General features: G+C 65.4%; 23 protein-coding genes. 21 read left to right on the top strand and 2 right to left on the bottom strand.

The features are described from left to right. The first annotated feature begins 67 nt into the window (after positions 1-67). From OX459_RS13930 to bla, 12 genes are all read left to right on the top strand, one after another. A complete protein-coding gene (locus OX459_RS13930) occupies positions 68-769 on the top strand; it encodes a Crp/Fnr family transcriptional regulator (protein ID WP_289905463.1) in 702 nt (233 codons plus the stop codon). Positions 770-831: 62 nt separating this feature from the next. Beyond that, positions 832-1,425, top strand: coding sequence for a hypothetical protein (locus OX459_RS13925; protein WP_257218654.1), 594 nt, complete (start codon positions 832-834; stop codon positions 1,423-1,425). Positions 1,426-1,461: 36 nt separating this feature from the next. Beyond that, the gene (locus OX459_RS13920; protein ID WP_289905462.1) at positions 1,462-1,848 is read left to right on the top strand and encodes a DUF2946 domain-containing protein; all 387 of its coding nucleotides are present in this window, start codon (positions 1,462-1,464) and stop codon (positions 1,846-1,848) included. A 62-nt stretch (positions 1,849-1,910) separates the two neighbouring features. Further along, complete coding sequence (locus tag OX459_RS13915; RefSeq protein ID WP_251351250.1) at positions 1,911-2,507, top strand: SCO family protein; 597 nt, start codon at positions 1,911-1,913, stop codon at positions 2,505-2,507. 20 nt (positions 2,508-2,527) lie between these two features. Continuing rightward, entirely contained in the window at positions 2,528-2,998 is a 471-nt protein-coding gene (locus tag OX459_RS13910) for a copper chaperone PCu(A)C (RefSeq protein ID WP_099664464.1), read from the top strand. Positions 2,999-3,120: 122 nt separating this feature from the next. Then, positions 3,121-3,795, top strand: a complete 675-nt coding sequence (locus tag OX459_RS13905; RefSeq protein ID WP_289905461.1) for a CerR family C-terminal domain-containing protein — start codon at positions 3,121-3,123, stop codon at positions 3,793-3,795. Continuing rightward, a complete protein-coding gene (locus OX459_RS13900; protein ID WP_099664462.1) occupies positions 3,792-5,000 on the top strand; it encodes a multidrug effflux MFS transporter in 1,209 nt (402 codons plus the stop codon). Before OX459_RS13905 ends, OX459_RS13900 begins: the two co-directional genes overlap by 4 nt. A 99-nt stretch (positions 5,001-5,099) precedes the next feature. Then, positions 5,100-6,446 (top strand): DUF3422 domain-containing protein, encoded by a 1,347-nt coding sequence (locus OX459_RS13895; protein WP_289905460.1) that lies wholly within the window; start codon positions 5,100-5,102, stop codon positions 6,444-6,446. 104 nt (positions 6,447-6,550) lie between these two features. After that, positions 6,551-8,050, top strand: coding sequence for a hypothetical protein (locus OX459_RS13890; protein ID WP_289905459.1), 1,500 nt, complete (start codon positions 6,551-6,553; stop codon positions 8,048-8,050). Positions 8,051-8,113: 63 nt separating this feature from the next. Further along, positions 8,114-8,506: a BlaI/MecI/CopY family transcriptional regulator gene (locus tag OX459_RS13885; protein ID WP_099664459.1), complete on the top strand. Its 393-nt coding sequence runs from the start codon at positions 8,114-8,116 to the stop codon at positions 8,504-8,506. After that, on the top strand, positions 8,503-10,266 hold the full coding sequence (locus tag OX459_RS13880) for a M56 family metallopeptidase (RefSeq protein ID WP_289905458.1): 1,764 nt from the start codon (positions 8,503-8,505) through the stop codon (positions 10,264-10,266). The genes OX459_RS13885 and OX459_RS13880 overlap by 4 nt, the downstream gene beginning before the upstream one ends. A 57-nt stretch (positions 10,267-10,323) precedes the next feature. Continuing rightward, complete coding sequence (bla, locus tag OX459_RS13875) at positions 10,324-11,286, top strand: subclass B3 metallo-beta-lactamase (protein ID WP_289905457.1); 963 nt, start codon at positions 10,324-10,326, stop codon at positions 11,284-11,286. A gap of 7 nt (positions 11,287-11,293) precedes the next feature. On the opposite strand, the gene OX459_RS13870 is transcribed toward bla, so the two are convergent. Further along, complete coding sequence (locus OX459_RS13870) at positions 11,294-11,614, bottom strand: hypothetical protein (protein ID WP_289905456.1); 321 nt, start codon at positions 11,612-11,614, stop codon at positions 11,294-11,296. Positions 11,615-11,799: 185 nt separating this feature from the next. On the opposite strand from OX459_RS13870, the gene OX459_RS13865 reads away from it, so the two are divergent. The 9 genes from OX459_RS13865 to OX459_RS13825 all read left to right on the top strand — a co-directional run bounded on the left by OX459_RS13865 (position 11,800) and on the right by OX459_RS13825 (position 24,714). Beyond that, positions 11,800-12,660, top strand: a complete 861-nt coding sequence (locus OX459_RS13865; RefSeq protein WP_289905455.1) for an AraC family transcriptional regulator — start codon at positions 11,800-11,802, stop codon at positions 12,658-12,660. Positions 12,661-12,779: 119 nt separating this feature from the next. Beyond that, a complete protein-coding gene (locus tag OX459_RS13860) occupies positions 12,780-14,939 on the top strand; it encodes a TonB-dependent siderophore receptor (RefSeq protein ID WP_289905454.1) in 2,160 nt (719 codons plus the stop codon). Positions 14,940-14,943: 4 nt separating this feature from the next. Continuing rightward, positions 14,944-16,068 carry an ABC transporter substrate-binding protein gene (locus tag OX459_RS13855; protein WP_289905453.1) on the top strand — a complete coding sequence of 375 codons (1,125 nt, stop codon included), beginning with the start codon at positions 14,944-14,946 and terminating at the stop codon, positions 16,066-16,068. Between the two features lie 74 nt (positions 16,069-16,142). Next, complete coding sequence (locus OX459_RS13850; RefSeq protein WP_289905600.1) at positions 16,143-17,135, top strand: iron ABC transporter permease; 993 nt, start codon at positions 16,143-16,145, stop codon at positions 17,133-17,135. After that, the gene (locus tag OX459_RS13845) at positions 17,132-17,917 is read left to right on the top strand and encodes an ABC transporter ATP-binding protein (RefSeq protein WP_289905452.1); all 786 of its coding nucleotides are present in this window, start codon (positions 17,132-17,134) and stop codon (positions 17,915-17,917) included. Before OX459_RS13850 ends, OX459_RS13845 begins: the two co-directional genes overlap by 4 nt. Then, on the top strand, positions 17,914-19,650 hold the full coding sequence (locus OX459_RS13840; RefSeq protein WP_289905451.1) for an ABC transporter ATP-binding protein: 1,737 nt from the start codon (positions 17,914-17,916) through the stop codon (positions 19,648-19,650). The genes OX459_RS13845 and OX459_RS13840 overlap by 4 nt, the downstream gene beginning before the upstream one ends. Next, entirely contained in the window at positions 19,647-21,389 is a 1,743-nt protein-coding gene (locus tag OX459_RS13835) for an ABC transporter ATP-binding protein (RefSeq protein WP_289905450.1), read from the top strand. The genes OX459_RS13840 and OX459_RS13835 overlap by 4 nt, the downstream gene beginning before the upstream one ends. 70 nt (positions 21,390-21,459) lie before the next feature. Beyond that, on the top strand, positions 21,460-23,547 hold the full coding sequence (locus OX459_RS13830; protein ID WP_289905449.1) for a TonB-dependent siderophore receptor: 2,088 nt from the start codon (positions 21,460-21,462) through the stop codon (positions 23,545-23,547). A 9-nt stretch (positions 23,548-23,556) separates the two neighbouring features. Continuing rightward, positions 23,557-24,714 carry a heparan-alpha-glucosaminide N-acetyltransferase domain-containing protein gene (locus tag OX459_RS13825; RefSeq protein WP_289905448.1) on the top strand — a complete coding sequence of 386 codons (1,158 nt, stop codon included), beginning with the start codon at positions 23,557-23,559 and terminating at the stop codon, positions 24,712-24,714. 7 nt (positions 24,715-24,721) lie between these two features. Here OX459_RS13825 and OX459_RS13820 read toward each other — a convergent pair whose 3' ends face one another. Beyond that, positions 24,722-26,593: a hypothetical protein gene (locus OX459_RS13820; RefSeq protein ID WP_289905447.1), complete on the bottom strand. Its 1,872-nt coding sequence runs from the start codon at positions 26,591-26,593 to the stop codon at positions 24,722-24,724. Positions 26,594-26,607 lie beyond the last annotated feature (14 nt).

The raw sequence follows: 26,607 nt of genomic DNA, 5'->3' as shown, positions 1-26,607 counted from the left end.
TGATACCGGTTAGCATAGCACCGGTGCTGGAAAATCACTGTCATCTTAGTGACAACTGAAGGGTGGAATGGATAGCAACGATAGTGTAGGCCTTGCCGTGCCAGAACTCGACAGCCATGACTGGTTCACGGCCCTCGACGCGCGGCATCAGGCCCTGTTGCGCGCCGACAGCGTGCTGCGGCATTACGAGGCGGGCGCCTTCATCACGCGGCGCGGCGAACCGTCGGCGCACTGGATCGGCGTGCACACGGGCTTGATCAAGCTGGCCGTCTACAACGCCGATGGGCGCGGCGCCACGTTTTCCGGCGTGCCGGCCGGCGGCTGGTGCGGCGAGGGCAGCGTGCTCAAGCGCGAACTGCGCCGCTACGACGTGGTGGCCGTGCGCGCATCGAGCATCCTCCTCGTGCCGGTGGACCTGTTTCACCTGTTGCTGGCCGAGAGCCTGTCCTTCAATGCCTTCGTCATCCGCCAGTTGAACGAGCGCATGGGCCAATTCATCGCCACCATCCAGAACCAGCGCCTGCTGGCCGTCGACGCGCAAGTGGCGCAAGCGATCGCGCAATTGTTCCACCCCATGTTATATCCGCGCACGTCCAGCGTGCTTGAGCTGTCGCAGGAAGAAATCGGCTTGTTGACGGGCATTTCGCGCCAGCGCGTGAACCAGGCGCTGGGCCATCTGGCCGAGCTGAACCTGATCAGCATCGCCTACCAGGCCATCCGCGTCGTCGACCTCGACGGCTTGCGCCGCTACGGCGTGGCGTCGCTGTGATGACAGACCCGGCGCGCGATGTGTGGCATGCTGGCGGCTCGTTCACCACCTTGACCTGACGCATGGCCCTCGTTTCCGATCATCCCTTGCACTTGCTGGGCTTGCGCTTTCCGCTCCGGCTGCGCGTTACCGTGCGCCAGGGTTTTGTGACTTTGCACAATGAAATCGCCACCAAGAAACTGGCCAGCGGCGACAGTTTCGTCGTGCCCGCCTTCTTGCGCTTCGCCTGCGACGTGATGCCGGGGCGGGGCAAGCCGGCCGTGTTCACTCTGGCGCTGGAAGGCGACGAGGCAGAGGGCGGCCACGGCGGCGGCAAGCGCTGGAGCCAGGCGCTGGCGCAGCACATCTTTGATACGCCGCAAGGCAAGTGGACGGCGGCCCGACTGGCGGCCCTGTGGCAAGTGACGCCGCACAAGGCCAGGGCGCGCCTGTTTGCCGAGGGCGAGGCACTGCTCAGTCTGGTGCGCGAACAGCGCCTGGCGCACGCGCTGCACACGGCGGCGCAGGCGGATGCCGACGACGAAGACGGCGAACGCGACCTGGCGCAAGTGGCGGCCGGTTCCGGCTTTGCCTCGATCCCCGCGTTTTGCGACGCCTGCGTGGACGTGGCGGGCGTGCGTCCCAGCCTGTTCCTGCGCGGCCAGGCGCCCGGATAGCCAGACTCCGTTATAATCGGGGCCATGGGATCATTATTGAAGCGCAAACAGTGGCATATGTGGTTCGCCTGCCTGGCGATACTGCTCAATGCGCTGTCGCCATCCCTGTCGTATGCGTTTGCCTCGCTGCACGCCAACGCGAACAATGCCGCCGTCGAGATCTGCTCGGCCAGCGGCGCCGTCTACACGCAAGCGGACCTGGCCCCGGCCGCCAAGTCCACCACCGATTCCGTGCTGCACCACATCGAACATTGCCCGTTCTGCATGAGCCATGCGGGCAGCGTGGGCTTGCCGCCGCCGTCGTCATCGACGCTGCCCGTCATCACGGGCCACGACCTGTATCCGCCCCTGTTTTACCAGGCGCCGCGGGCCCCGTTCGCGTGGCTGGCCGCCAGCCCGCGCGGCCCCCCTGCGGCTGCCTGAACGCAGCCGTCACGCTTTCCACGTCTTAACTGTATCCACTACGCCCATCGGGCCAGAATGCCATGAAACGTCGTCTTTTCCTTCTCGCCGGCACGGCGGGATTGCTCACGCTTGCCGCTTGCGAACAAGCGCCCAAACCCCATTACAACGGTCTCGACTTGACGGGAGGCGATTACAAGCCCGACTTCAAATTGAGCGGCCCCGACGGCAAGGTCTACACCCTGGCCGACTTCAAGGGCAAGTATGTGATGGTCTTCTTTGGCTTTACGCAATGCCCGGACGTGTGTCCGACGGCCCTGTCGCGCGCGCTGGAAATCCGCCAGAAGCTGGGCGCCGATGCCGACAAGCTGCAAGTGATCTTCATCAGCATCGATCCCGAGCGCGATACGCCCGAGTTGCTGGGCGAATACATGCGCGCCTTCGACCCCAGCTTCCTGGGCTTGCGCACGGACCCGCAGGCGACGGCGCAGACGGCCTTCAATTACAAGGTCTTCTACCGCCGCGTGCCCAGCGGCAGCTCGTACACGATGGATCACACGGCCATCAGCTATGTGCTCGATAACGAGGGGCGCATGCGCCTGGGCTTGAAGCACCAGTTGACGGGCGACGAGTGCGTGCAAGACATCAAGACCTTGATGAAATCGAAATACACCTTGTAACTATCACGAAAGGAATAATCATGACCCATGTCAAAACCCTGCTGGCCGCGGCCCTGACCGTGCTGTCCTTCTCCGCCGTTGCCCAGACTTCCGTGCAAATCACCGACCCGTGGGTGCGCGCCACCGTGCCGCAGCAAAAAGCCACGGGCGCCTTCATGCAGATCACGGCGCCGAAAGCCATGCGCCTGCTGGAAGTGCGCTCGCCCGTGGCGGGCGTGGCGGAAATCCACGAAATGAGCATGACGGACAATATGATGCGCATGCGCCAGGTCAAGGAAATCGCCTTGCCAGCCGGCAAAGCCGTCGAATTGAAGCCGGGCGGCTACCACGTCATGCTGCTGGAACTCAAAGGACAGGTGAAGGCGGGCGACAAGATTCCGCTGACCCTCGTCGTCGAAGGCGAGGACAAGCGCCGCGAAACCATCGAAGTCAATGCCGTGGCACGTCCGCTGGGCGCCGCCTCGGCCCCGATGCCTGCCATGAAGCATTAAGCTGCCGATACGCCCTTGAAAAGCCCGGTTCGCCGGGCTTTTTTGTGTTCGCCTGAAAGTTAAACGGCTGTTTGATATAATTCCATCCAATATTAAACAGCTGTTTAAACGATGGGAATGGCATGACGGAAGAAAAGAGAAGCGAGCAGGAAACGGAACCGGCCCGCGCGCGCATCCTGCAAGTGGCGGTCCAGCTGTTTGCCGACGAAGGCTACCGGCTCGCGTCCGTGCGCCGGATATGCGAAGCGGCCCACGTGAACGTGGCGATGGTCAATTATTACTTTCATGGCAAGGAAGAGCTGTACCTGGCCGCCTTCGACCATGCGCGCGCGCTGGCGCGTGCCTCGGCCGCTGCCGCGCCGGACGCCGGCCCTGCAGCAGCCGTGGCGCCCGTGGAACAGTTGCGCCTGGCGATACAATCGATGGTATTCGACATGCTGCGTCCGGGACCGGCTTCGCTGTTCAGCCGCCTGGTGGCGCGCGAACTGATCGAGCCGACGGCCGCCATCCACATGCTGGCAGACCGCGATGTGCGCGCGCACCATGCGCTGTTCACGGGCTTGATCCGTGGCGTGGTGGGGCAGGCCATGCCGGCGGACGTGGTGCAGAAATGCGTGTTCAGCGTGATCGGCCAGGCCGTGTTCTACGCCCGTTCGCGCATCGTGCATGAACTGGTGGCGCCGGAAATCACCTATGACGAGGCGGGCACCGCCAGCATCGCGCAGCATGTCGCCGCGTTTTCGCTGGCCGCCCTCGATGGCTTGCGCCGTCAGCATGCCGCGCAGGCGGCCGCATGAAGGCGCGCAAGCTGACCCTGGTGCTGGCGGGGCTGGCCATGCTGGGCCCGTTCGCCACCGATACCTTCCTGCCGTCGTTTCCCGCGATCGGCACGCATTTCGACGTCAGCAGCGTGCTGGTGCAGCAGACCCTGAGCGTCTACCTGGCCGCGTATGCCTTCATGACCTTGTTCTACGGCACCTTGTCCGATTCCTTCGGCCGCCGTCCCGTGATCCTCGCTTCGCTGCTGATCTTTGCCGTCGGCTCCATCGGCGCCGCCTTCGCGCCCAGTTTTGGCTGGCTGTTGTTCTTCCGCGGCATGCAGGGCGCCTCGGCGGGGGCGGGCAGGGTGATCGGCCAAGCCATCGTGCGCGACAGCTTGTCGGGCGCTGCCGCGCAAAAGATGCTGGCCAATATCATGATGGTGTTCGGCATCGCGCCCGCCATCGCCCCCATCATCGGCGGCTGGCTGCACGTGGCCTACGGCTGGCAATCGACGTTCGTGTTCACGTTTTCCGTCACCGTGCTGCTGGCGCTCGCCTGCCTGAAAGGCTTGCCGGAAAGTTTAGCCGTCGAGCAACGCCAATCCTTCCACCCAGGCAACATCGCGCGCAATTACTGGCTGGCCTTGCGCCACCGGGCTTTCCTGCTGCGTTCGCTGGCCGTGGCCTTCGCGTTTGGCGGCTTTGCCCTGTACATCGCGTCCGCGCCGCATTTCATCCTGGAACTGCTGCGCTTGCCGGAAACGGCGTTCGGCTGGATGTTCATCCCCATGGTGGCGGGCCTGGTGGGCGGCTCGGCGCTGTCGGGCAAACTGGCCCATGCGGTGAAAAGCACCGTGCTGGTGCGCTGGGGCTTGCTGGCCATGGCGGCCACGGGCGCGCTCAACATAGCCTACAACCACTGGTTCGCGGCCAGCATCCCGTTCGCCGTCGCGCCCGTGATGCTGTACGCGTTCGGCATGTCGCTGGCCTTGCCGGGCATGACCATGTCGACGCTCGACATCTTCCCGCAGATGCGGGGCCTGGCGGCTTCCCTGCAAAACTTCGTGCAAATGCTGGTGTTTGCACTGGTGTCCGGTTTTGTCGCACCGTTGCTGTTCGACAGCGCATTGAAATTGGCGCTGGGACAGGCTTCGGCCGTGGCGCTGGCCGCGTTTTTCTGGTGGCTGGGCACGCGCCAGGACGCGGCGCAGGGCGCGATGGGAGTTGCTAAAACGGCATGAGCGGAGTTTGAAAAGGATGGCATGCTTTCTGCTTTGTTACACTGTGACAATCAGACCCGCGCGGGTCTAAGCAGTTTTGCAACTTTACCTTTGGCTATCATGCACTTGATTAACTCCAGTTTGAACCACGCCTTGCGCGTGCCGCTGGCCGCGGAAATCCACTCGCGGCCATTCTTGCAGCTCGACGCCCCCGAGCTGATCACCCATCTGGCCGTGTACAAGGATGACAGCGCGGCGCCGGGCGCGTCGAATATGGCTGCCCAGCACGCCACCCTGGCGGCCCTGTGCACGCATTTCGGCGTCACGCCGCCAAGCACCGAAGCCAAGTATTTTTACTACGACTTCGGCCGTTTCCGCCTGAAATGGGAATGCCATACGGAATTTGCCACGTTCACCTTCGCCGAACATCCCGGTACCGCCTTGCCTTTGGCGCAGGCGTTCGAGCGCATGCCGCTGGCGCAATTGCCGCAGCAATGGCTGGCGGGCTTGAAGGGCAAGCTGATGGTGGCGGCGCACGTGGTGCTGGAGCAAGCGACCGAGCCGGCCGAGATCTTCATGCAAGGCTTGTCGCGCGTGTTCGAAGGCAATACCCTGGCCGGCAGCAAGGTGCTGCAGGGCGGCGAATTGTGGACGGATTTCACCATCCAGTCCGACGGTTTCAGCCGTTTCGTCATCCGCGACGCAGGCATGCGCTCGCAGCAGTCGGGCCGCTTGGTGCAGCGCGTGCTGGAAATCGAAACCTACCGCATGATGGCCTTGTTGGGCTTGCCCTACGCCATGCAGGCGGCGCCATCCTTGAATGCCATCGAGAATGAACTGGCGACCCTGGCGGCCGCCATGGTCGATACGGACGATGCGCCGGGCCTGGTCAAGGCCGACGAGGGCGTGGCCGAACAAACCTTGCTCGACCGCATCACGCGTTTGGCGGCCCGCATTGAAAAGCTGTCGCTCGACAATAGCTACCGTTTTTCTGCCTCGAAAGCCTACATGGGCCTCGTCAAGGCGCGCATCGACGAGTTGCGCGAAGTACGCATCGAAGGCATCCCCACGGTCGAGGAATTCATGGACCGCCGTTTGACGCCCGCCATGAATACGTGCGCAGCGATGGCCAGCCGCCAGGAAGCGATGGCGCAGCGCATTGCCAACACGAATGACTTGCTGCGCACGCGCGTGGGCATCGTGCAGGAATTGCAGAACCGGCAAATCCTGCAATCGATGAACGCCCGCGCGGCGCAGCAGCTGCGCCTGCAGCAAGCGGTGGAAGGCTTGTCCGTGGCCGCCATTTCGTATTACGTGATTGGCCTGTTCAGCTACACGGGCAAGGCGGCCAAGGTGCTGGGCTTGCCCGTGAATCCGGAAATCCTCGTCGGCGCCCTGGTGCCGTTCGTGGCGGCCGCCGTGTGGCTGGGACTGCGCCGCATGCACCACAAGCTGCACGCGGACTGAACAGGACGACACCGCGCTGTCATTTTTGCTATCTTTCAACATTCGACCGTCAGGTGTTTTGAAAAGGAAGTTGCGTGCTAGCGAATGTTGGAGATGTTTACAGTGTGTTTTCGCCCGAGCTGCAGCAGTATGTGGCTTGCCAGGTCACCCGCATCAAGGATGCATCTTCGTCCAGGCCGGTAGCTGCCGTGCTGGAGCTGGACTGGACCGGCGACGCCTTGCCCGATGCGGCAGCCGTGCAAGCCATGCGGCCGCTGCTGTGCGATTATTTCTTCTGGAACAATCGCCACGATCACTGCTATGCCACGGCGAACGTGCCGCCTGGCTATACGCTCGTTGGCAATGTCGCGCCGCTGGTGGATGTGGAAGTGAACAGCTACCGCAGCGCCTGGTACGTGGGCGACAGCGTGCTGCGCCAGCGCAACTGGGAGCGCATCGATCCGCTGCGGCGCCAGCAGTTCAAGGCCGCGTCGGACAAGCGTGAAGTGACCTTGGGCGGCCAGGTCTTCCGGCAAGACGCGACGAAAATCAATGACAGCGTCTTGCTGGCGCTGGGCGACGTGTCCGAGCTGGAGCAACTGCCTTGCCTGATGTCGATCGAGACGGGCAACGGCACGCAAGCCTTGATGGAGTTTATCCAGGGCAATCCCTTCATCAATGAGCTGGACTGGCAATCATCGACGGTGCATGCGCTCGATTTCAGCGGCAGCGGCCTGGAACGCCTGATCCTGCAGCCCGATGGCGTCACCAGCCTCGTCTTGAACGAAGGCTTGAACCTTCTCGCGCTGGACAGCGCGCCATCGCCGGCGCTGCGCATCGAAGATGGCGCAGATGGCCGCCACCTGACACTGCAGTGCAAGCACGCGCTGCCGCCGTTCCACGGTCTCGGCCAGCTGGGCGGCCTGTCGCTGATCGGCATGAAGGAGGTTGATCTGGCGCAAGTGGCGCGGCGTTTTCCCCATCTGACATCCTTGCGCATCTGGGGTAAACCGGGAATGGCGTCGCAGATGGCCAGCCTTGCGCAGCTGACCCGGCTGCGGACGTTCACCGCCTATGACCTGTTCGGATTCACGGCGGAGGAGTTTCCATCGGCCGCGCAATTGCCGCAGCTGTCGGCCTTGTGGCTGACCAGCTTACCAGCCGATGTCGCCAAGGCCATCAAGGCCGGCTACAAGAAAGCGGCGGCGCAGGGACTGGACCTATCGGTCACCAAGGCGCGCAAGCCGGAATGGCTGGCTGAAAACCTGCTCAACCCGTTCCGCGACTGGGATGGCCGCGAGCAAATTTCCCCTGCGTATGCGAAAAAGGCGGCGCTGGCCTACAAGAACATGCTGGCCGTGACGCGCAGCCTCGATGCGGCCATGGCGGCGACGGCCGCAGCCGCCGCGCTGGAAGCGATGGTCGCCGCCTATGTGGAGGTATTCAACAAGATCGAGCGGCGCGCCAGCATCATCGAGACGGTCGAGCGCGAGGAAATCTACACGGTGCTGGCGGAGCTGCTGGCCCAGCTGCGGCAGCAATTGCAGCAAGCGGGCGGGCAGGGGTCCGCGCTCGTCGACGAGGCGGCCTTGCTGGAGCTGTTCGACCGCTTGCGCGAATTCTAGGCTTGCCGGCAATCTAGAAAAAAAGTTCTAGACAAGACGTTCTAGACTGGGTATTCTAGCGTCATGCTAAAAAATACCTCCACTCCCCATCCCACGGCCGCCGAACTGGACCTGCTGCGCATCCTGTGGCAGCGCGGTCCGTCCGACGCCCGCGCCGTGTATGACGCCCTGGCCGCGGAGCGTGCCGACGCCAGTTACGCCACCGTGCTGCGCCAGTTGCAATTGATGCATGGCAAGGGTTTGCTGAGCCGCGACGAAAGCCAGCGGCCGCAGCTGTATGCCGCCGTTGAAGCGCAGGAAAAGTTGCAAACGAGTTTGCTCAAGGACTTGATCGGCAAGGTGTTTTCCGGTTCCGGCAAGGCGCTCGTGCTGACGGCACTGCGCGAGCACGTGAGCGACGCGGAGCGCCTGGAAATTGAAAAAATTCTGAGCAGCAAGGATGGCAAGGCGCCATGAACGTGGACATGCACCTCGGCATCGATGTGGGCAACCTTGTCCCCGCGCTGGGCTGGGTCTTGCTGTATTTCGTTTGGCAGGGCTTGATCGTCGGCGCCGTATCTGCCGTAGTGCTCCGGCTGTTGCGCCACGCCAGCGCGCGCTGGCGCTATGCCGTCTGCGCGCTGGCCTTGCTGCTGTGCCTGTGTATTCCCCTCGTGCACCTGCTGTCTCTGCTGTCGGGCGTCTCGCCGGCCCGGCTGCCGGTGGATGCGCCGCCCGCCTGGCGCGCCGCGCTGCAAGCCTGGATGCCGGCCCTGGTGCTGGCCTGGAGCGCGGGTGTTGGCCTGATGAGCTTGCGCCTGTGCCTGGGCCTGGCCTGGGTCGGCAAGCTGCGCCGCCAGGCGGTGGCTGCGCCGGCCATCTGGCAGGGCCGCCTCGATGCGCTGGCGCAGCGCATGGGTTTGCACCGTAGTGGCCAGATTCCGCTGAAGCTGCATGCGGGCCTGGCCAGCCCCGTCACCGTGGGCTTCTGGCGCCCCGTCATTCTGCTGCCGGCCGCCTTGCTGAGCGGCATGCCCGTCGCCTTGCTGGAAGCGCTGCTGGCGCATGAACTGGCCCACGTGCGGCGCTGGGATTACCTGGTCAACCTGTTGCAAAGCGTGGCCGAGGCACTGCTGTTTTTTCACCCCGTCGTCTGGTGGCTGTCGGCACGTATGCGGGCCGAACGGGAGCAGGTGGCCGACGCCCTGGCGGCGCAAGCGCTGCAAGACCCGCAGCAGCTGGCCACGGCGCTGCATGCGCTATCCCTGCACGCTGCCGTGCCGCAGCATTCCGGCTTGCTGATGTCGGCACGGGGCGGAGCCTTGCTGACGCGCATAGAACGCCTGATGGCGCCCGGTCCCGACACGGCCGGCTGGAAACTGGCCGTGCCCGCTGTGTTGCTGGCTTGCGCCACCCTGCTGCTGCAGGTGCAGGGCAAGCCCGCCGTCAACGGGGCGACCCTGGCCGAGGCCGCCTCCGGCATGCTGGCCTTGCCCGTCAGCGCGAAACACATGCTGGTGTTCGATGACGCCAGCGGCAAGGTGCTGATGGCGAAGGATGCGGACACCGTCGTGCCCATCGCCTCGATCACCAAGCTGATGACGGCCATGGTGGTGCTGGATGCTGGCCTCGACCCGGAGGAACAGTTGCGCATCGTGCGCGCCGATGGCGATTCCTCGATGCAGCGCCACAGCCTGCTGGCCGAGGGCGTGGCCGTGTCGCGCGGCGCGCTGTTGCAACTGGCGCTGCTGCCATCCGAAAACCGCGCCGCCGCCGCGCTGGCGCGCACTTATCCCGGTGGCAGCGCGGCGTTTCATCAAGCCTTGCAGGCGAAGATCCGCCAGCTGGGCTTGCGCCGCACCACCTTGACGGACCCGGTCGGCAGTTCGCCGGCGAATACGTCCACGGCCAGCGAAGTGGCGAAGATCGTCGCGGCGGCCGCGCGCTATCCGGACATCGCGCGCATCACCAGCCACCCGCAGGCGAGCGTGGCCGTCAATGGCAGGACGCGCACCTTGCACAACACGAATCCGCTGGTGGGCGGCAAGGGCTGGGACATCTTGCTGTCCAAGACGGGCAGCAGCAACGCGGCGGGCAGCTGCCTGACGATGCGCATGCGCAGCGGCGGCAAGCACGTCACCGTGGTGCTGCTGGACGCCGCCGGCGCGCAGCGTCGCTCGCTCGACGCCGGACACATCCGCGACACCCTGGCCGACAGGACCGGCCGCATGCATTGATACCCCCCCGGGCGCGCCGGTGCGGGCGCCCTTCTTTTTGACACTCTGGAGATGAAGATGACACTATTGGCGAAGTTGATGCTGGCTACGGTTGCGACCATGGCGGCTGGCGCGGTGCAGGCGAAGACGCCCGCACCGGTGCAGGACAAACCTGTTAATTGTGATAGTTGCAAGGAATGGAACGCGCCCGTCAAGCCGTTCAATGTCTTTGGCAATACCTGGTATGTGGGCACGGCCGGCCTGTCCGCCGTGCTGGTGACGAGTCCGCAGGGCCATATCCTGCTCGACGGAGCGCTGCCGCAATCGGCACCCCTGATCATTGCGAATATCCAGGCGCTGGGCTTTCGCATCGAGGACGTGAAAGTCATCCTCAATTCGCACGCCCATTGGGACCATGCGGGTGGCATTGCCGCGTTGCAAAGGGCCAGCGGCGCCACCGTGATGGCCAGCGCCTCGGGCGCCCTTGGCCTGCAAAGCGGCACGAATGGCAAGGACGATCCGCAGTACCAGGCCAATCCCGTCGTACACGTCGCCAAGGTGCGCAAGGTCAGCCTGGTGGGCGAGGGCGATACCGTCAAGGTCGGACCGTTGACCTTGACGGCCCACATGACGCCGGGCCACACGCCAGGCGGCACGACGTGGACGTGGACCTCGTGCGAAGGCGACCGCTGCCTGGACGTCGTGTATGCGGACAGCCTGAATCCGTATGCGAGCGGCGATTTCCGTTATACGGGCAAGGGCGCGGGCAAGGGTGGCACGCCTGACATCTCAGCCTCGTTCGAAGCGAGCATCGCCAAGGTGGCGGCCTTGCCATGCGACATCATCATCCCCGTGCATCCGGGTACGACGGACGTGCTGGGCAAGGCCGCCAGACGCAGCGGCACGGACAATCCCCTGATCGACGCCAGCGCCTGCCGCGCCTATGCGGCCGAAGCGGGCGGCTTGCTGGCCAAGCGCCTGGCGAAGGAGCGGGGCGAGGCGCTGCCTCTTGACGCGAAGGGCGCGGCGCACGCGCACTAAGCCGTTTTTACTGTGCCGCCTGCTGTTTTTGCAGGCGTTTCAGGAACACCGTCATTTCCTTGACGGCTTGCAAGTCGCCTTGCTGCTGGGCCACCGTCATGCCGGTGGTCCAGGCGGCTTGCGCGTCATCCAGCCGGCCCAGCTGCTGCAAGGCCTTGCCCAGCAGTTTCCAGGCGGCGGAATAGCCCGGTTGCTGCACGGTGGCTTGCGCCAGGTGCAGGGCCGCTTGCTGTGCGTCATCGTCTTTCAGGCAGGCGTCGCCCAAGCCAAAGCGCAGCAGCGCGTTGTCGCGCCCCTGCGCCAGCAGTTTTTCCAGTTTTTCACGCATGCCCGGCCTCATCTTGATATGCAAGTATATTCTTGCATATTAACGCTTCCACCTGCCGGTAACAAGCCGGCGTTCGACCGTGCAAGCGTTCGTGGATTTTCTGGCGCAGATCTTCCATGGCCGGCACGCATCCGAGACTTCGCTGTGTTACCATAAATGAGAATTATTCTCATATGGAGTAGGGCGTGGTATCGACTGTGTGGACGCGGCAACTGTCTTCCGAACTGACCTTGTCGGCCGGTTCCGTGCTGTCACCCACTCCCATCACCGTCAATACGCCCGTGTTCGAGGGTTTGCAAGTCATCGTCTCGCTGAACGGCAAGTTGAGCGGCAGCGTGGATGGCCGCGCGCCGTTCGCCATTACCGATGCGGGCGTCTACCTGGTGCTGGCGCGGGGCCGCCACGAAGGCTGCGACCGCTTTGAAGCGAATACCTTGCAGCGCTACGTGAAAGTGGGACTCGACGCCGGCCATGCGCAGCGCAGCGGTTTCGACCTGGAACGCCTGGCCGTCACGGGCGGCCAGCAGCTGCACCGTGATGGCGTGCTGGTGATGCGCCAGGTGTTGACGCCGGCCCTGCGGGCCATCGCCACGCAGATCCTGATGTGCCCCTTCGACGGCGCCGTGCGCGACATGTATATGGCGGGCAAGGCGCTGGAGATGGCGGCCGTGGCCAGCGACCGGGTACTGGGACGGTCGCGGGGCGGCGCTGGCGGCACGGATTTGAGCGCCTTCGAGATTGAGCGCCTGCAGCAGGCGCGCGAGCTGGCCGAGCAGCATTTCCAGCAACCGCTGGGTTTGCCTGAAATAGCCAGATTGAGCGGCTTGAACGTGAAGAAGCTGACGGCCGGCTTTCGTCAGCTGTTTGGCGTCAGCGTGTTCGAGCATGTGCAGGATTACCGTTTGCAGGAAGCCTATCGCATGCTCAGCGCGGGCGGCTATACGGTGACGCAGGTGGCGTGCTTTGTCGGCTATGCCATTCCGCATTTTTCCACCTTGTTTCGCAAGCGTTTCGGCATGCCGCCCAGCCAGCTGGCGCGCGCATAGCCGGCTGCATCTTTTCCGTTTTTCGTAAGCCGAAGGCCCGATAACGAAAGCAGCCGGTGCTTCCAGATTTTATGATGAATGATATTCATTCTCATTTAAAGCCTGGAAGGACACACCGTATGTCACGCTCGCAGTCCCACCGTTTGCCGCGCCTTGTGCGCGCCGTTCCCATTCCTCTCGTGCTGGTCCTGGCTTGCCGCGCCGCCTATGCCGCCGCAGCGCCGGAGTCGCCGCAAGCCATGCAAGGCGTGACGATCGAAGCGCAGCGCTTGAAAATCGCCACGCAAAGCACGACATCGAGCAAGACGGATACGGCGCTGATCGAAACGCCCGCTTCCGTTTCCGTCATCACGCGCGACCAGATGGATGCCCAGGGCATCCAGTCTGTCGGCGAGGCGCTGCGTTATTCGGCCGGCGTGCTGGCCAGTCCGTCGATGGCTGCGTCGCAGCGCTATGATCGTTTCGATAACGTCAAGATCCGCGGCTTCGACGTGGGCAGCAACGGCATGCTGCGCGACGGCTTGCGCGGCACCACAGTGCAAGCCTGGCCCAAGGTCGAGCCGTATGGCCTGGAAGCGGTGGAAGTGTTGCGGGGACCAAGTTCAGTGCTGTATGGCCAGAATTCGCCGGGCGGCATCGTCAACCAGATCAGCAAACAGCCGCTGTTTCAGCCATACCGGGAGCTGCAATTGCAGACGGGCAACTTCCACCGCAAGCAGGTGCAGGGCGATGTGAGCGGCCCCGTGGGCGAGGGCGGCGACTGGGCTTACCGCATGACGGGCTTGCTGCGCGATAGCGATTCCCAATTCACAGGCGTACCGGACGACAAGGTATATTTCGCGCCCGCCCTTGCCTGGCGCCCCAGCGCGGCCACCAGCCTGACCTTGCTGGCCGATTACACGCGCGACAAGTTCGGTCCGCCCGCCGTGGTGGCGCCCATCCAGGGCACCCTGTTGCCAAACCGCCATGGCCGCCTTCCCTACAACCAGATGCTCAACGAAAAGGGCCTGGACAATCACCGCGTGCAATATTCGCTGGCCTATCTGCTCGAGCACCGCATCGACGACGTGTGGAGCGTGCATTCCAAGGCCCGCTACGGGCGGGTCAACCTGATCACGGAAACCATCCAGGGCCGCCTGCTGGCCGACCAGCGCACCTTGCGCCGCACGCCATATTTCTTCGATATCGATGGCGAGAGCTGGTCGCTGGATAACAATGCCAAGGCCAGCTGGCGCAGCGGCGGCGCCGAATTCGAAACCCTGGTGGGCCTCGACTACCGTCACACGAAAGAGGATTATGTGCTCAATGGCGGCCCGGCCGGCGCCGAGATTGATATATATCAGCCTGTCTACCTGGGCCATATGCTGCCCACGCCGGAGCGCTATGCCAGCACCGTGCAAAGCTCGGACCAGTACGGCCTGTACGCGCAGCAACAGATCAAGCTGGCGCGGCAATGGGTGCTCAGCGCGGGACTGCGCAAGGATTGGTCGGACACGTCCACGCGCGACCGCCTGGACGGCGTCACGCCGCCGTCGCAAAAGGATGACGCGCTGACGTGGAAGGCGGGCGCCGTCTATCTGGCCGAGAACGGCCTGGCACCTTACGTCAGCCTGATGACCTCGTTCAATCCCGTGCTGGGCAACGATTTCTATGGCAAATCCTACGACCCCACCAAGGGCAAGCAGGCGGAAGTGGGCGTGAAATACCAGCCGCCCGGTTTCGACGGTTTTTTCACGGCATCCGTGTTTGATTTGCGTCAGGAAAACGTGCAGACCCTGGACCCGAACAATTCGCTGAACCGTTTGCAGACGGGCGAAATCAAATCGCATGGCGTGGAACTGGATGCGCTGGCCAATCTCACGCGCAATTTCAACGTGGCGGCCAACGTCACGTGGAACCGCCTGGAAGTGAGTAAAAGCAATAACGTCAATGAAGTGGGCAAGCGTCCCGTCGGCATGCCGGAGACCATGGCCAGCGTATGGGGCAAGTACAAACTGGTGCAAGGCCCGCTGGCGGGACTGGGCATAGGCCTGGGCTTGCGCTACACGGGCGCCACCAAGGCCGACTCCGCCAACCGTATCGACGTGCCGTCCTACCTGCTGACGGACCTGGCGCTGGACCTGGATCTGCTGCGGCTGTCGCCGTCCCTGCGGGGCACGCAGCTGGCGTTGAACGTGACGAATCTGAGCAACAAGCATTATTACGACAGTTGTTCATCGAGCAATTGCAGCACGGGCGATGCGCGCCGCTTGCTGCTGACCGTCAAGCATGCGTGGTGATGCCATGAGAAAAATCGTATCCATGCTGGCTGCCGCGTTGCTGTCCTGCATCAGTTTGTCGGTTGAAGCCGTCACCGTCACCGACCTGGCGGGACGCACGGTGAACGTACCCGACAAGGTGCAACGCGTCGTGCTGGGTGAGGGCCGCCTGATCTACACCTTGTCCATCTTGGAAGGAAAAAATCCCTTTGCCCGCCTGGCGGGCTGGCAGGGCGATTTCCGCCACCTGGATGTGCAGGGCTACGCGGCCTATCGCAAGGTCTTTCCGCAAGCGGAGCAGGTGCCCCTGGTGGGCGCCACGTCGGCCGACAGTTTTAGCGTGGAAAAAGCGCTGTCCTTGCGGCCCGACCTGGCCATCCTGGCCCTGTCGGGCGGCCACGGCCCCGCGCCGGGCAGCGACGCCGTGCGCCAGCTGGAAGCGGCCGGCGTGCCCGTGATCTTTGTCGACTTCAGCAACCATCCGCTGGCAAATACCGTGCCCAGCATGCGCCTGATGGGCAAGGCGCTGGACCGCCAGGCGCAGGCCGCCGCCTTCATCGCCTTTTACGAGGAGCAGGTGGGTCAAGTGGCGCGCGCCGTGCAAGCGGCGCAGGCCAGGCCGGGCTTTCGCCGTCCCGGCATCTTTGTCGACATGCTGGCGGGCTTGCAGGGCTGTTGCGGCTCTCCCGGCACGGGCAATTTCGGCGAGATGATCGCCCTGGCCGGTGGCGAGAATATCGGCGCCGGCAAGATCCCCGGTCCCATCGGTACCTTGAACCCGGAATACATCCTGTCGCGCGATCCCGACGTGTATGTGGCGACGGGCGTGTTCGCCAGCGGGCAGGGCGGCGTGACCCTCGGTTACCAGGCCACCTTGCCGCAGGCGCGCAGCAGCCTGCGCGCCGTGGCCTCGCGCACGGAAACGGCCCAACTGAGCGCCGTGCGCGAAAAAAATGGCAGGCGCTCGCACGGCCTGTGGCATGTGTTCTACGACTCGCCCGAACACCTGGTGGCGGTGCAGGCGCTGGCCAAGTGGCTGCATCCTGAGCTGTTTGCGGACCTGGACCCGGCCCGCACGCGCCTTGAAATGTATCGCCGCTTCATGCCGATTCCCGCCACGGGCGTGCTGTTCGTGGACATGCAGCCGTGAGCGCCGTGCTGACACAAGCGCTGCCTGCCATGGCGGCGGGCGTGGCGTACCGCCAGCGCCATGTGCGCCGCGTCATGCTGGTGGGCGCGCTGCTGTGCGCGCTGGCCGTCTCGCTGGCGCTGGACATCGCCACGGGACCGTCCGGCATGGGCATGTCCCGCCTGTTCCAGGTGCTGCTGCAGCCCGATGGCGTACCGCGCATGGAGCAGGTCATCGTGTGGGATGTGCGCCTGCCATATGCGCTGATGGCCGTACTGGTGGGCGCCGCGCTGGCGCTGGCGGGCGCCGAGATGCAGACCATCCTTGTCAATCCGCTGGCCAGCCCGTTCACCCTGGGCGTGTCGGCCGCCGCCTCGTTCGGCGCCGCGCTGGCCATCGTCCTGAACTGGAGCTTGCCCGGGGTGCCGCCCCAGTACGTGGTGTCGGCGAATGCCTTCCTGTTCGCCTTTGCGTCGGTCGGCCTGCTGCACCTGCTGACGCGCTGGCGGGGCTTCGGCGTGGAAAGCCTGGTGCTGTTCGGCATTGCACTGGTGTTTGCCTTTAATGCGCTGGTGGCCCTGCTGCAGTTTGTCGCCAGCCAGGACAGCTTGCAGCAACTGGTGTTCTGGACCATGGGCAGCCTGTCGCGCTCTTCCTGGGACAAGATCGCCATCCTGGCCGCGGCGCTTGCCGTGATCGCGCCCTGGGCCGTGCGCGACAGCTGGGCCATGACGGCGCTGACCATGGGCGAGGACCGCGCGCGCAGCTTCGGCGTCGATGTGGGCCGCTTGCGCATGCTGTCCCTGCTGCGTATCAGCCTGCTGTCGGCGCTGGCCGTGTCCTTTGTCGGCACCATCGGTTTCGTCGGCCTGGTGGCGCCGCATATCGCGCGCCTGCTGGTGGGCGAGGACCACCGCCTGCTGTTGCCCGCGTCCGCGCTGGCCGGCGCGCTGATCCTGTCGCTGGCCTCGATTTGCAGCAAGACGCTGATCGACGGCGTGCTGATCCCCGTCGGCATCGTCACGGCGCTGGTCGGCATCCCGTTTTTCATGGCCATCGTCATGCGCCAGCGGGGAGGTGCGGCATGAGTGGCTTGCTGGTGCGCAATGCCTGCGTGGCGTATGGACGGCGCGACGTGCTGCTTGGCGTCAGCCTGCCGCCCTTGTTGCCGGGCAGCGTGACTGCCCTGATCGGCCCGAACGGGGCCGGAAAATCGACCCTGTTGCGCGGCATCGCCGGCTTGCAGGCGATGCAGGGCGCCGTGCTGCTCGATGGCGTGGACCTGGCCTGCGGGCCGCAAGCCCGGCGCGCGCAAAGCATGGTGTACCTGCCGCAAAGCCTGCCCTCGCGCACGCGGCTGGGCGTGTTCGAGGCTGTGCTCAGCGCCGCGATGGCGGGGCGCAGCGAAGGCTGGCTGGGGGCGAAGGTCGATGCGGGCGCCGTGGCCAGGGTGGAGGCCGTGCTGGCGCGCCTCGACTTGCTGCCCCTGGCCAGCCGCCAGGTCGAGGCGCTGTCGGGCGGCCAGCGCCAACTGGTGGGCCTGGCCCAGGCATTGGTGCGCCAGCCCAAGGTGCTGCTGCTGGACGAGCCCACCAGCGCGCTGGACCTGTATCACCAGTTCCAGGTGATCGAGGCGATAGGGCGCGCCACGCGCGAACATGGTTTGATTACCGTCATCGTCCTGCACGACATCAACCTGGCGCTGGGTTGCGCCGACCAGGTGATGGTGCTGCACGATGGCGTGCTGGCGGCGTCCGGCGCGCCGCATGCCGTGATTGACGCCGCCCTGATCGCTCGCGTCTACCGGGTACGAGCCAGGGTACGCCAGCTCGACGCGGGTGCCGTCGTCTGCGTGGAGGGGACACTGTGAGCGACTGGCGCGAATTATCGGCCTTGCTGGCGCCCGTGCGGGGCCGCTTGCTGGGCGCTGGCGCGCTGCAGGCGCTGGCCGCCCTGTGCGGCGTACTGCCGTATGTGGCCATGGCGCAATTGGGCGCCTTGCTACTGGCATCGGATGTCGATGCCGGCCGCGCCTGGAATATGCTGTGGCTGGCACTGGCGGCGCTGTGCCTGCGTCAGCTGACGACGGCGCTGGGCCTGCACTTGACGCACCTGGTCGATGCGGACTTGCAGTGCCAGTTGCGCCTGCGGCTGGCGCGGCAGTTGTCCAGGGTGCCGCTGGGCTGGTACGCGGGCAGCAATGCGGCCAGGGTCAACGAAATCGTGCACGCTGACGTGGCTGCGCTGCACCGCCTGGTGGCGCATGCGCCGTCCGACCTGGCCGCCGTGGTCGTCGCTCCCGTGGCATGCCTGGCCTGGCTGCTGCATGCGGACTGGCGCATGACGGCCATCACTCTGGTCGCGCCAGCCCTGGCCTGGTGGCGCTATCGGGGCATGGCCGCGCCAGCCTTCCGCGAGGGGCTGGCGCAGTTGCAGCGCACGGGCGGCGAACTGGCGGCGGCGATGGTGGAGCTGGTGCAGGGCATGGCCGTCTTCAAGACGTATGCGCAGCAGACATTGCCGCAAGCACGCTTTGATGCGGTGGCGGGACGCCATGCGCGGCAGTTTCTGGCCTGGGTGCGGCGCTGGGGCGGCATGGGCGCGCTGGTCGATGTGCTGCTGTCGCCGCCCGTCGTGCTGGCTTTTGTCGTGAGCGGCGCCTGGCTGGGTGCGCAAACCTGGGCGATGGCGCCCGCGCAGATGCTGCCGTTTGCCTTGCTGGGCATGGCCTTGTGCGCGCCCGTGGCCGCGCTGGGACACGGCGCCGATGGCTTGAAGGGCGGTTTGGCGGCGGCGCGCAGGATAGGCGCCTTGCTGGCCGAGGCGCCCATGCCGCAGGCGCAGACGCCGTTGCTGCCCGCCGGCGACGATGTGTGTTTTGAACAGCTGCGTTTTGCCTATCCGGGCGGTACCGATGTGTTGCACGGCATCGATTTATGCCTGCCTGCGGGCAGCGTGACAGCCCTGGTGGGGCCGTCGGGCGGCGGCAAGTCGACCCTGGCCATGCTGTTGCCGCGCCTGTGGGACGCGACGGCCGGCGCCGTGCGCGTCGGCGGCGTCGATGTGCGCCAGATCGAGTCCACTGTGTTGTATGCGCGTGTGGGGTTTGTCTTGCAGCACGCGCAAGTGCTGCGCCTGTCCGCGCGCGACAACATCCGCCTGGGCCGGCCGGAGGCGAGCGACGCCCAGGTGGAAGCGGCGGCGCGCGCTGCGCACATCCATGCCCGCATCACGGCCTTGCCGCAAGGGTATGACACCTTGCTGGGCGAATGCCTGGCGCTGTCGGGTGGCGAGGCGCAGCGCCTGGCGATCGCCCGCACCCTGCTGGCCGATCCCCGTATCGTCGTGCTGGACGAGGCGATGGCAGCCCTCGACCCCGAGTCGGAAGCGCAGGTGCAGGCTGGCCTGTCGGCCTTGCTGGCGGGACGCACGGTGCTGGTGGTGGCGCACCGGCTGCAGACCATCGTGCAGGCCGACCAGATCGCATTGCTCGACGGCGGCCGCCTGTGTGAGCTGGGCACGCATGCGCAGCTGCTGGCCGCGCGGGGCGCGTATGCGGCCCTGTGGGAGGCGCAAAGCCTGGTTGACGAGGTGGCGGCATGATCGCCGCCGTGCGTTTGCTGTTGCGCCTGCTTGATGGCGCGGCCGCCGGCAAGTTGCGCCTTGCGCTGGCGCTGATGGGGGCCAACAGTATCCTGAGTGCGCTGGCCCTGTGCATGCTGCTGCCGCTGCTGCGCGCCTGGCTGGCGCCGCAGCCGGGGCAGGCGCAAGGTGCATGGCTGGTCCTTTTTCTGCTGTTGGCAGCGGCCAGCGCCGCGCTGCGCCATGTCACGCGCTTGAAAGGCTATGCGGCCGGCGCCCACTGCGCGCATGCGCTGCACCGGCGCCTGGCCGATAAAATCGTGCGCCTGCCGCTGGCCTGGTGCACGCCGCGCCGCGCCGGCGATATGCGCCAGCTGGCCTCTGGCGGCGTGATGACCGTGATGGGCGCGCCCGCGCATTTGCTGCAGCCCCTGTTCGATGCCGTGCTGGCGCCGCTGGTGGTCGGCTTGCTCTGGCTGGCCGTCGACTGGCGCCTGGGTGCGGTGCTGCTGCTGGCCATGCCGCCCTTGCTGTTCGTGTATCGATGGGCGCTGGCCTGCGGCAGCCGGGCCGAGACGGCGCTGGCGGCCAGCAGCGCCGAGGCGAACGGCCGCGTGCTGGAATATATCGCGGCGCAACCCGTGCTGCGCGCCACGGGCCGGTCCGGGCTGGGCAGCGCCATGCTGGAACAGTCGCTCATGGCGCAGCGCCAGGCGGAACGGCGTTCCCAGCATTTGCTGTTCCCCGCCGCCCTCGGGTTTACCGTGGCGGCGCAGCTGGCGTATGCGCTGTTGCTGGCCATCGGCTTGCGCCAGGTGTTGGCCGGCGCCCTCGATGTGCCGGCGCTGCTGGCGACATTGATCGTCGCTACCGTGCTGGCCGAGGCGATGGCCGCCGTCGTGCACACGGGCGCTGCCCTGCAACAGGTGGCCCACGCCCTGCGCCAGTTCGATGGCGTGCTGGCGGAGCGGGAATTGCCCGTGCTGGCGTTGCCCGGCGGCGCGCCGGAACAGGGCGCTCCAGCCGCCGAGGCGCGCCATGTCTGCGTGCGGCGCGATGGACGCCCCATCGTCGATGAAGTCTCGCTGGAGATTGCTCCGCGTTCCCTGACGGTGCTGGCGGGCGCTTCCGGTTCAGGCAAGACGACCTTGCTGCAATTGCTGTGCCGCCAGCTGGATCCCGATGGCGGCGTGCTGCTGGCCGGCGGCGTCGATATGCGGACCAAGGACGACGCCGCGCTGGCCAAACTGGCGACACCGATGTTCCAGCATGCCTGGCTGCTGCCGGCCAGCTTGCGCGACAATCTGAGCCTGGGCCGGCAGATCGCGGCGCAGGATCTGCTGGCGGCGCTGTCGGCGGCCGGCCTGGCATCGCTGGCGCAGTCCTTGCCTCAGGGCCTGGACACGGTGGTAGGCGAGGGCGGCTGGACCTTGTCTGGCGGGGAGCGCCAGCGGCTGGCGTTCGCCCGCGCCTTGTTGAAACCCGCACCGCTGATGCTGTTCGACGAACCGCTGTCGGCGCTTGACGCCATCAGCGAACGGCGCGCCATCGCCACCTTGGCCGGCTTGGCGCGTACCCATGCCGTGGTGGTCGCCACGCACCGGCTGGCGATTGCCGCGCAGGCGGACCAGATCCTGGTGATGCAGGCGGGGCGCATTGTCGAGCGGGGCACGCATGCGCAATTGCTGCGGCAGGGCGGCGTGTACAGCGGCATGCTTCGCCAGGCGGGCCAGGCACGGGGCTGGCATCTGGGAGTCTAGGTCTTTATTGAGAGTTAATTATCATTTATAATGCAATTCATTTGCATGTAATTTTCTTTCAGGAATCCCCATGTGCCTCTTTTTACAGCGTCCGATGGCGCTGCTGCTGGCCGCTGCCAGTCCGCTGGCCCTGGCGGACGGACCCGCTGGGCAGGATGTCGTCACCGTCAGCGCGGAGCGCCAGCATTATCGCAGCCTGTCGGCCACGGGCGCCACCAAGACGGATGCCTTGCTGATGGATTTGCCGCAAAGCGTGCGCGTGCTCACCGGCGACTTGCTGCGCGACGCGGGCGTGACGACCCTGGCTGGCGCGCTGGACCTGGCCAGCGGCATTGCGAAGCAAAGCCCGCTGGGCGGCCTGTGGGACAGCTATGCCATGCGCGGTTTCACGGGCGACCCGAATTTCGGTTCCGACTACATGGTCAACGGTTTCAGTTCCAGCCGCGGCTACAACGGCATGCGCGACGGCGGCAATACGCAGGCCATCGAAGTGCTGAAAGGCCCCGCTTCGGCCCTGTACGGCCGGGGCGAGCCGGGCGGCACGGTGAACATCACGACGAAAAAACCGAAGTTCGCGCCCGAATATGGCGCGGATTTTTCACTCGGCAGTTTCCAGACGCGCCGCGCCGCCGTGGACTTGACGGGACCCGTAAGCGGCACCGTCGCCTACCGCCTGAACGCGGCGCATGAAGCTGGGCACAGCTTTCGCGATACCGTGAAGGTCGAACGCAGCCTGTTTTCGCCTTCGTTTCTCTGGCTGGCGGGCGAGCACACGACCGTGTCGTATGAAATCGAAGCGGTGCGGCAGCGCGCGCCGTTCGACCGGGGCGTGGTGGCCGTCAATGGCCAGCTGGGTCTTGTCCCCGTCTCGCGCTTCCTGGGCGAACCGGGCGACGGCCCCATGACGGTCAAGTCGCTGGGACAGCAACTGTTCCTCCACCACGCGCTGTCCGACGACTGGACGGTGCAGGCGGGCGTTTCTTACCGCGACAGCGAATTGACCGGCTATTCGACCGAGGCGAACAAGCTGCTGGCCGATGGCCGCACCTTGAACCGCCAGCGCCGCCACCGCGATTTTTCGGCCACCGACGCGTCGGCCCGCGTCGAGTTGCTGGGCAAGTTCAGGACGGGGGCCCTGGCGCACGAGGTGCTGGCGGGTGTCGACGCCTATCATTTCGACGACCACCGGGTGCAGCTGCGGCGCAATCCCTCGGCAGCAAATGCCTTTGCCATCGATATCTTCAATCCTGCGTATGGCGGTAGGGCCGATCCGCTGGCCCTGTCCATCGATACGCAGGAGGGGCAACGGGCGCGCGGTCTGTATGCGCAGGATCAGGTCGACCTGGGCGCGCAGTGGAAGGCGCTGGTCGGCGTGCGCCACGATACGTACACGCAGGACGTGACGAACAGGCGCCTGAATGTCAGCAACCGCCAGTCGCTGTCGGCCACCAGCCCCCGCGCGGGCCTCGTGTACCAGCCATCGAAGGCATGGTCGCTGTACGCGAGCGCGGCGAAGGGCTTCCGGCCCAACAGCGGCATCAGCATCGCCAACCAGGCTTTCCCGGCCGAGCGCAGCCGCTCGTATGAACTGGGCGCGAAGCTGGAAACGGGCAAGCTGACGGGCACCGTGGCCGTGTACGACATCCGGAAGCGCAATGTGCTGACGACGAATCCCGCCAACACGGACTTCGCCATCGCGGCGGGCGAGGTGGGCAGCCGTGGCGTGGAGCTCGACGTGTCGGGCGAAGTGGCGCGCGGCTTGCGTGTCTCGGGCGCCTATGCTTATACGGACGCCAGCGTCACGCGCGGCGACAATACGATCGTGACGGGCAGCCGCTTCGCCAACGTGCCGCGCCACAGCGCCAATGTACTCGCCACGCAGCAGTTCGCGCTGGGTACGGGCATGGCCAGCGTGGGCGGCGGCGTGCAGTACGTGGGCGAGCGCCTGGGCGACGTCGCCGTCAGCAGCAGTTTTACCTTGCCGGCCTACACGACGGCCAAATTGCTGGCCTCATATTCGCCCAACGCCAAACTGCGCCTGGCCTTGAACGTGGAAAACCTGTTCAACCGCAGCTACTATGCGAGTTCCTATAGTCAGCTGTGGGTGGCGCCGGGGGCCGAGCGCACGCTCACCCTGAATGCGCATTACCGTTTTTAAGCTATCACCATGACATCGACTTCTTCTGCTACCCTGCGCGCCCGCATCGCCGTCATCGACGTATTGCGCGGCCTCGTCATGCTGATCATGCTGTTCGACCATGTGCGTGAAACGGTCTTCCTGCACCACCAGGTGAGCGACCCGATGGAGGCGGCCAGCGTCGATCCGGCCCTGTTCTTCACGCGCCTGGCGGCCCACGTGTGCGCGCCCATGTTCGTCTTTTTGACGGGCTTGTCCGTCTGGCTGTACGCGCATCCGGCGGCCGGACCCCGCAGCGCCAGCGGTTTCCTGTTCAAGCGGGGCTTGCTGCTGGTGCTGCTGGAACTGGTGTTCGTCAACTTCGCCTGGAGCGGGGCGTTTCCGCCGGCCGTGCTTTATTTGCAGGTGATCTGGGTCATCGGCCTGGCCATGATGGCGCTGGCCGTGCTGCACCAGCTGCCATTGAAAGTGCTGGCGCTGCTGGGCGTGGCGATCATCGCGGGACAGCATCTGTTCACCGGCTTGCGCGCGGAAGAGGGCAGCTTTGCCTATTACGCGCTGACAGTGCTGCTGCAACGGGGTTACCTGGTGGCGGACGGCGCCATGAAGATCAAGGTCAGCTATCCGCTGCTGCCATGGATAGGCGTGATCGTGCTCGGCTATGCGGCCGGGCCCCTGTATGCGCGCGGCCGGTCCGCCGAAGGACGCCGCCGCCTGTTGCTGGCGCTGGGCGGAGGCAGTTTGCTGCTGCTGGCCATGCTGCGCGGTTTCAATCTCTATGGTGAAACCTTGCCGTGGGGGGCGGGCGACACGCCCTTGCGGACGGCCATGAACGTGCTGAACTTCACCAAGTATCCGCCGTCGCTGGATTTCCTGCTGTTCACCCTGGGCCTGGGCTTGCTGGGCCTGGCCTGGCTGGAAAGCGTCGACAACTGGTTCACGCGGGCGTGCGCCACCTTTGGCGGCGCGCCCATGTTTTACTATCTGCTGCATTTATACCTGCTGCTGGCCATCGGCCTCGCCTTGACGGCCGTGCTGGGCGCCAACCACGGTGCCCGGTACGGCGTCGAGCATGTCTGGCAAGTGTGGCTGATCGCGCTGGCCCTGATGCCCGTGCTGTACTTTCCCTGCCGCGCGTTCGCCAACTACAAGCGCACCTCGCAACGGGCGTGGGTGCGCTATTTCTGAAGCATGCCTACTTGCAGTACAGCCTGTCGATGCTGTGGCTGGACGCCAGGTAATGCCGCGTCTGCCACGAAATCGCCACGCGGTAGGCGCAAGGCGGATCGAGCGCCACGTTGACGGGGAAGCCGCCATTGTTGCCCGATAAATGCGGCCCGCCCGCGCCGCCGCGGAACAGATAGTTGCTCGGTGGCGGCGGTGGGGTAAAGCTGGCGGCCGGCAGCGGTGGCGGCGGATGCTGGATGCCGTTGTTGTTGGATATCGTGATATTGAAAAAGCGCAAATGCGGATGGTCGATCGTGTACAGGATATGCACGAGGCCGCCCGCGATGGGATTGCAGGCATTGCTGCGCAGCTCTTCCAGATCCAGCGCCACGATGACGGGCGAATTGTCGAAGACGATGGAGTCGAGCCCGTCCGTCGCCACCTGCGCCAGGCTGATGCCGTCGCGCACTTCGAAGCCCAGGCGGTAGCGGCGTATCGGTTCGCTTTCGGCCGCCGTCAGGCTGCGGCCCGCGTCGAGGATGGGCAAGCCGCCAGGCAGCTTGGCCGGATGCAGGCTGGTGATGGCGGGCGTATTCACCGTCAGTAAATCAAACGTGCGCAGGAAGATGTTGGGCGCCACGTTGACGACGGCCGTCGTGCCGTCGCGCATGTCCACCGTGACGGGCTTGCCGTCCACCCGTATCCAGCCGCCCGCTTGCAGATCGCCCGCATCGATGATAACGGGCGCCGAATCGGCGAGGCCCAGGCCATTCGTATAAAACACATAGCCGACATGCGTGCCCAGCACTTGCGTCAACGGCGCCAGGCTGGCCGGCGCCACCGTGGGCAGCGCCGTGGGATCGTCCGTGCCGCCGGGCCAGGACCATTCGCCGATCAGGAAACGGTATTCGAGCGGGTTGGCGGGGATGGCGCTGTTGCGCAGCGGGCAATTGCCTTTCAGGGTGACGCCGCCGGCGAAGACATACGAGGCGCCCGCGCCGCCCGCATAGCCTTGCGGGGAAAAGCCCGCCAGCGAGGGAAACGGGTGGATGTCGAAGATTTCCACCTGTTGCCAGTGCGGCACGCCTTCCACGTCGGGTGGCAAGACTTCTTTCGAGCACAATTCCACGCAGAAACAGTGGCCCACGTTTTCCCGGCCCGGCTGGCGGCCGTTGGCCTGCGTTTCAGACAGGATGGTCACGCTGCCCAGCTGCGCCGTGAAATACACGTCGGGCCCGCTGGCGAACTCCACGTTGATGAATGGGGAGAAGGGCGTCAAGGTGAAGTCGGATGTCAGGTAATCGATGCGGAAGCGTCCACTGGCATCGGTGATCGCCTGGCCCAGCGCGTCGTCCTGCAGCCAGTCGGCGTCGAACGCCCGCACGGTGGCGCCGGCGATCGGCGCATGCGGCGCATCGCAGGTGCGCAGCCGGCCGCAGATGGTCCAGGCGCCGAAGCGGGCGCGCACCAGGCACCAGAAGCGTTGCGGCAGGCAATAGTCCCAGACGGCGAGGAAATCGTTGTCGGCCTGGCGCCAGCGCGGCTGGAGCGTGGTGATGGAAAATTGCAGCGGCACGGGGTCTTTCGGCCCCGGTTTCAGATGCGGCACGGTAGGGCACAGGATATCGACTTCCACAGCCTCGCCATGATAATCGCCTGCCAGGGTAAAACTGTAGTTGCCATCGTCGTCCGTGCGCGTTTCGGCCAGCAGGAAGGGGGCTTTGGCTTGCACCTCTTCGTCGGTGAGGATGGCGAAGGTTTCCTTGGCGCTGGCCACGGCCAGGGCCGTGACGTTTTGCGACGCGCGCGGCCGGTACAGGCGCACGATGACGTGGGATAAGGCTTCAGGACACTCGGCGCAGATCAAGCCGCACAGCTTGCCTCGCAGGATATAGGCCATGATGGTTCCCTTGC

Source organism: Janthinobacterium sp. SUN026, from assembly GCF_030397625.1.
GTDB classification, from domain to species: domain Bacteria; phylum Pseudomonadota; class Gammaproteobacteria; order Burkholderiales; family Burkholderiaceae_D; genus Janthinobacterium; species Janthinobacterium kumbetense.
The sequence above is the reverse complement of the archived record's forward strand: the minus strand, read 5'-3'. Positions and strand labels throughout refer to the sequence as shown.

What these genes read in the sequence shown, in the direction of transcription:
- OX459_RS13855 (WP_289905453.1), top strand. Translation starts at nt 14,944, where the DNA reads ATGAGAAAAATCGTATCCATGCTGGCTGCCGCGTTGCTGTCCTGCATC.
- OX459_RS13885 (WP_099664459.1), top strand. Translation starts at nt 8,114, where the DNA reads ATGCTAAAAAATACCTCCACTCCCCATCCCACGGCCGCCGAACTGGAC.
- bla (WP_289905457.1), top strand. Translation starts at nt 10,324, where the DNA reads ATGACACTATTGGCGAAGTTGATGCTGGCTACGGTTGCGACCATGGCG.
- OX459_RS13830 (WP_289905449.1), top strand. Translation starts at nt 21,460, where the DNA reads ATGTGCCTCTTTTTACAGCGTCCGATGGCGCTGCTGCTGGCCGCTGCC.
- OX459_RS13820 (WP_289905447.1), bottom strand. Translation starts at nt 26,593, where the DNA reads ATGGCCTATATCCTGCGAGGCAAGCTGTGCGGCTTGATCTGCGCCGAG.
- OX459_RS13850 (WP_289905600.1), top strand. Translation starts at nt 16,143, where the DNA reads ATGCTGGTGGGCGCGCTGCTGTGCGCGCTGGCCGTCTCGCTGGCGCTG.
- OX459_RS13895 (WP_289905460.1), top strand. Translation starts at nt 5,100, where the DNA reads ATGCACTTGATTAACTCCAGTTTGAACCACGCCTTGCGCGTGCCGCTG.
- OX459_RS13900 (WP_099664462.1), top strand. Translation starts at nt 3,792, where the DNA reads ATGAAGGCGCGCAAGCTGACCCTGGTGCTGGCGGGGCTGGCCATGCTG.
- OX459_RS13915 (WP_251351250.1), top strand. Translation starts at nt 1,911, where the DNA reads ATGAAACGTCGTCTTTTCCTTCTCGCCGGCACGGCGGGATTGCTCACG.
- OX459_RS13880 (WP_289905458.1), top strand. Translation starts at nt 8,503, where the DNA reads ATGAACGTGGACATGCACCTCGGCATCGATGTGGGCAACCTTGTCCCC.
- OX459_RS13910 (WP_099664464.1), top strand. Translation starts at nt 2,528, where the DNA reads ATGACCCATGTCAAAACCCTGCTGGCCGCGGCCCTGACCGTGCTGTCC.
- OX459_RS13930 (WP_289905463.1), top strand. Translation starts at nt 68, where the DNA reads ATGGATAGCAACGATAGTGTAGGCCTTGCCGTGCCAGAACTCGACAGC.
- OX459_RS13835 (WP_289905450.1), top strand. Translation starts at nt 19,647, where the DNA reads ATGATCGCCGCCGTGCGTTTGCTGTTGCGCCTGCTTGATGGCGCGGCC.
- OX459_RS13860 (WP_289905454.1), top strand. Translation starts at nt 12,780, where the DNA reads ATGTCACGCTCGCAGTCCCACCGTTTGCCGCGCCTTGTGCGCGCCGTT.
- OX459_RS13925 (WP_257218654.1), top strand. Translation starts at nt 832, where the DNA reads ATGGCCCTCGTTTCCGATCATCCCTTGCACTTGCTGGGCTTGCGCTTT.
- OX459_RS13870 (WP_289905456.1), bottom strand. Translation starts at nt 11,614, where the DNA reads ATGCGTGAAAAACTGGAAAAACTGCTGGCGCAGGGGCGCGACAACGCG.
- OX459_RS13825 (WP_289905448.1), top strand. Translation starts at nt 23,557, where the DNA reads ATGACATCGACTTCTTCTGCTACCCTGCGCGCCCGCATCGCCGTCATC.
- OX459_RS13905 (WP_289905461.1), top strand. Translation starts at nt 3,121, where the DNA reads ATGACGGAAGAAAAGAGAAGCGAGCAGGAAACGGAACCGGCCCGCGCG.
- OX459_RS13845 (WP_289905452.1), top strand. Translation starts at nt 17,132, where the DNA reads ATGAGTGGCTTGCTGGTGCGCAATGCCTGCGTGGCGTATGGACGGCGC.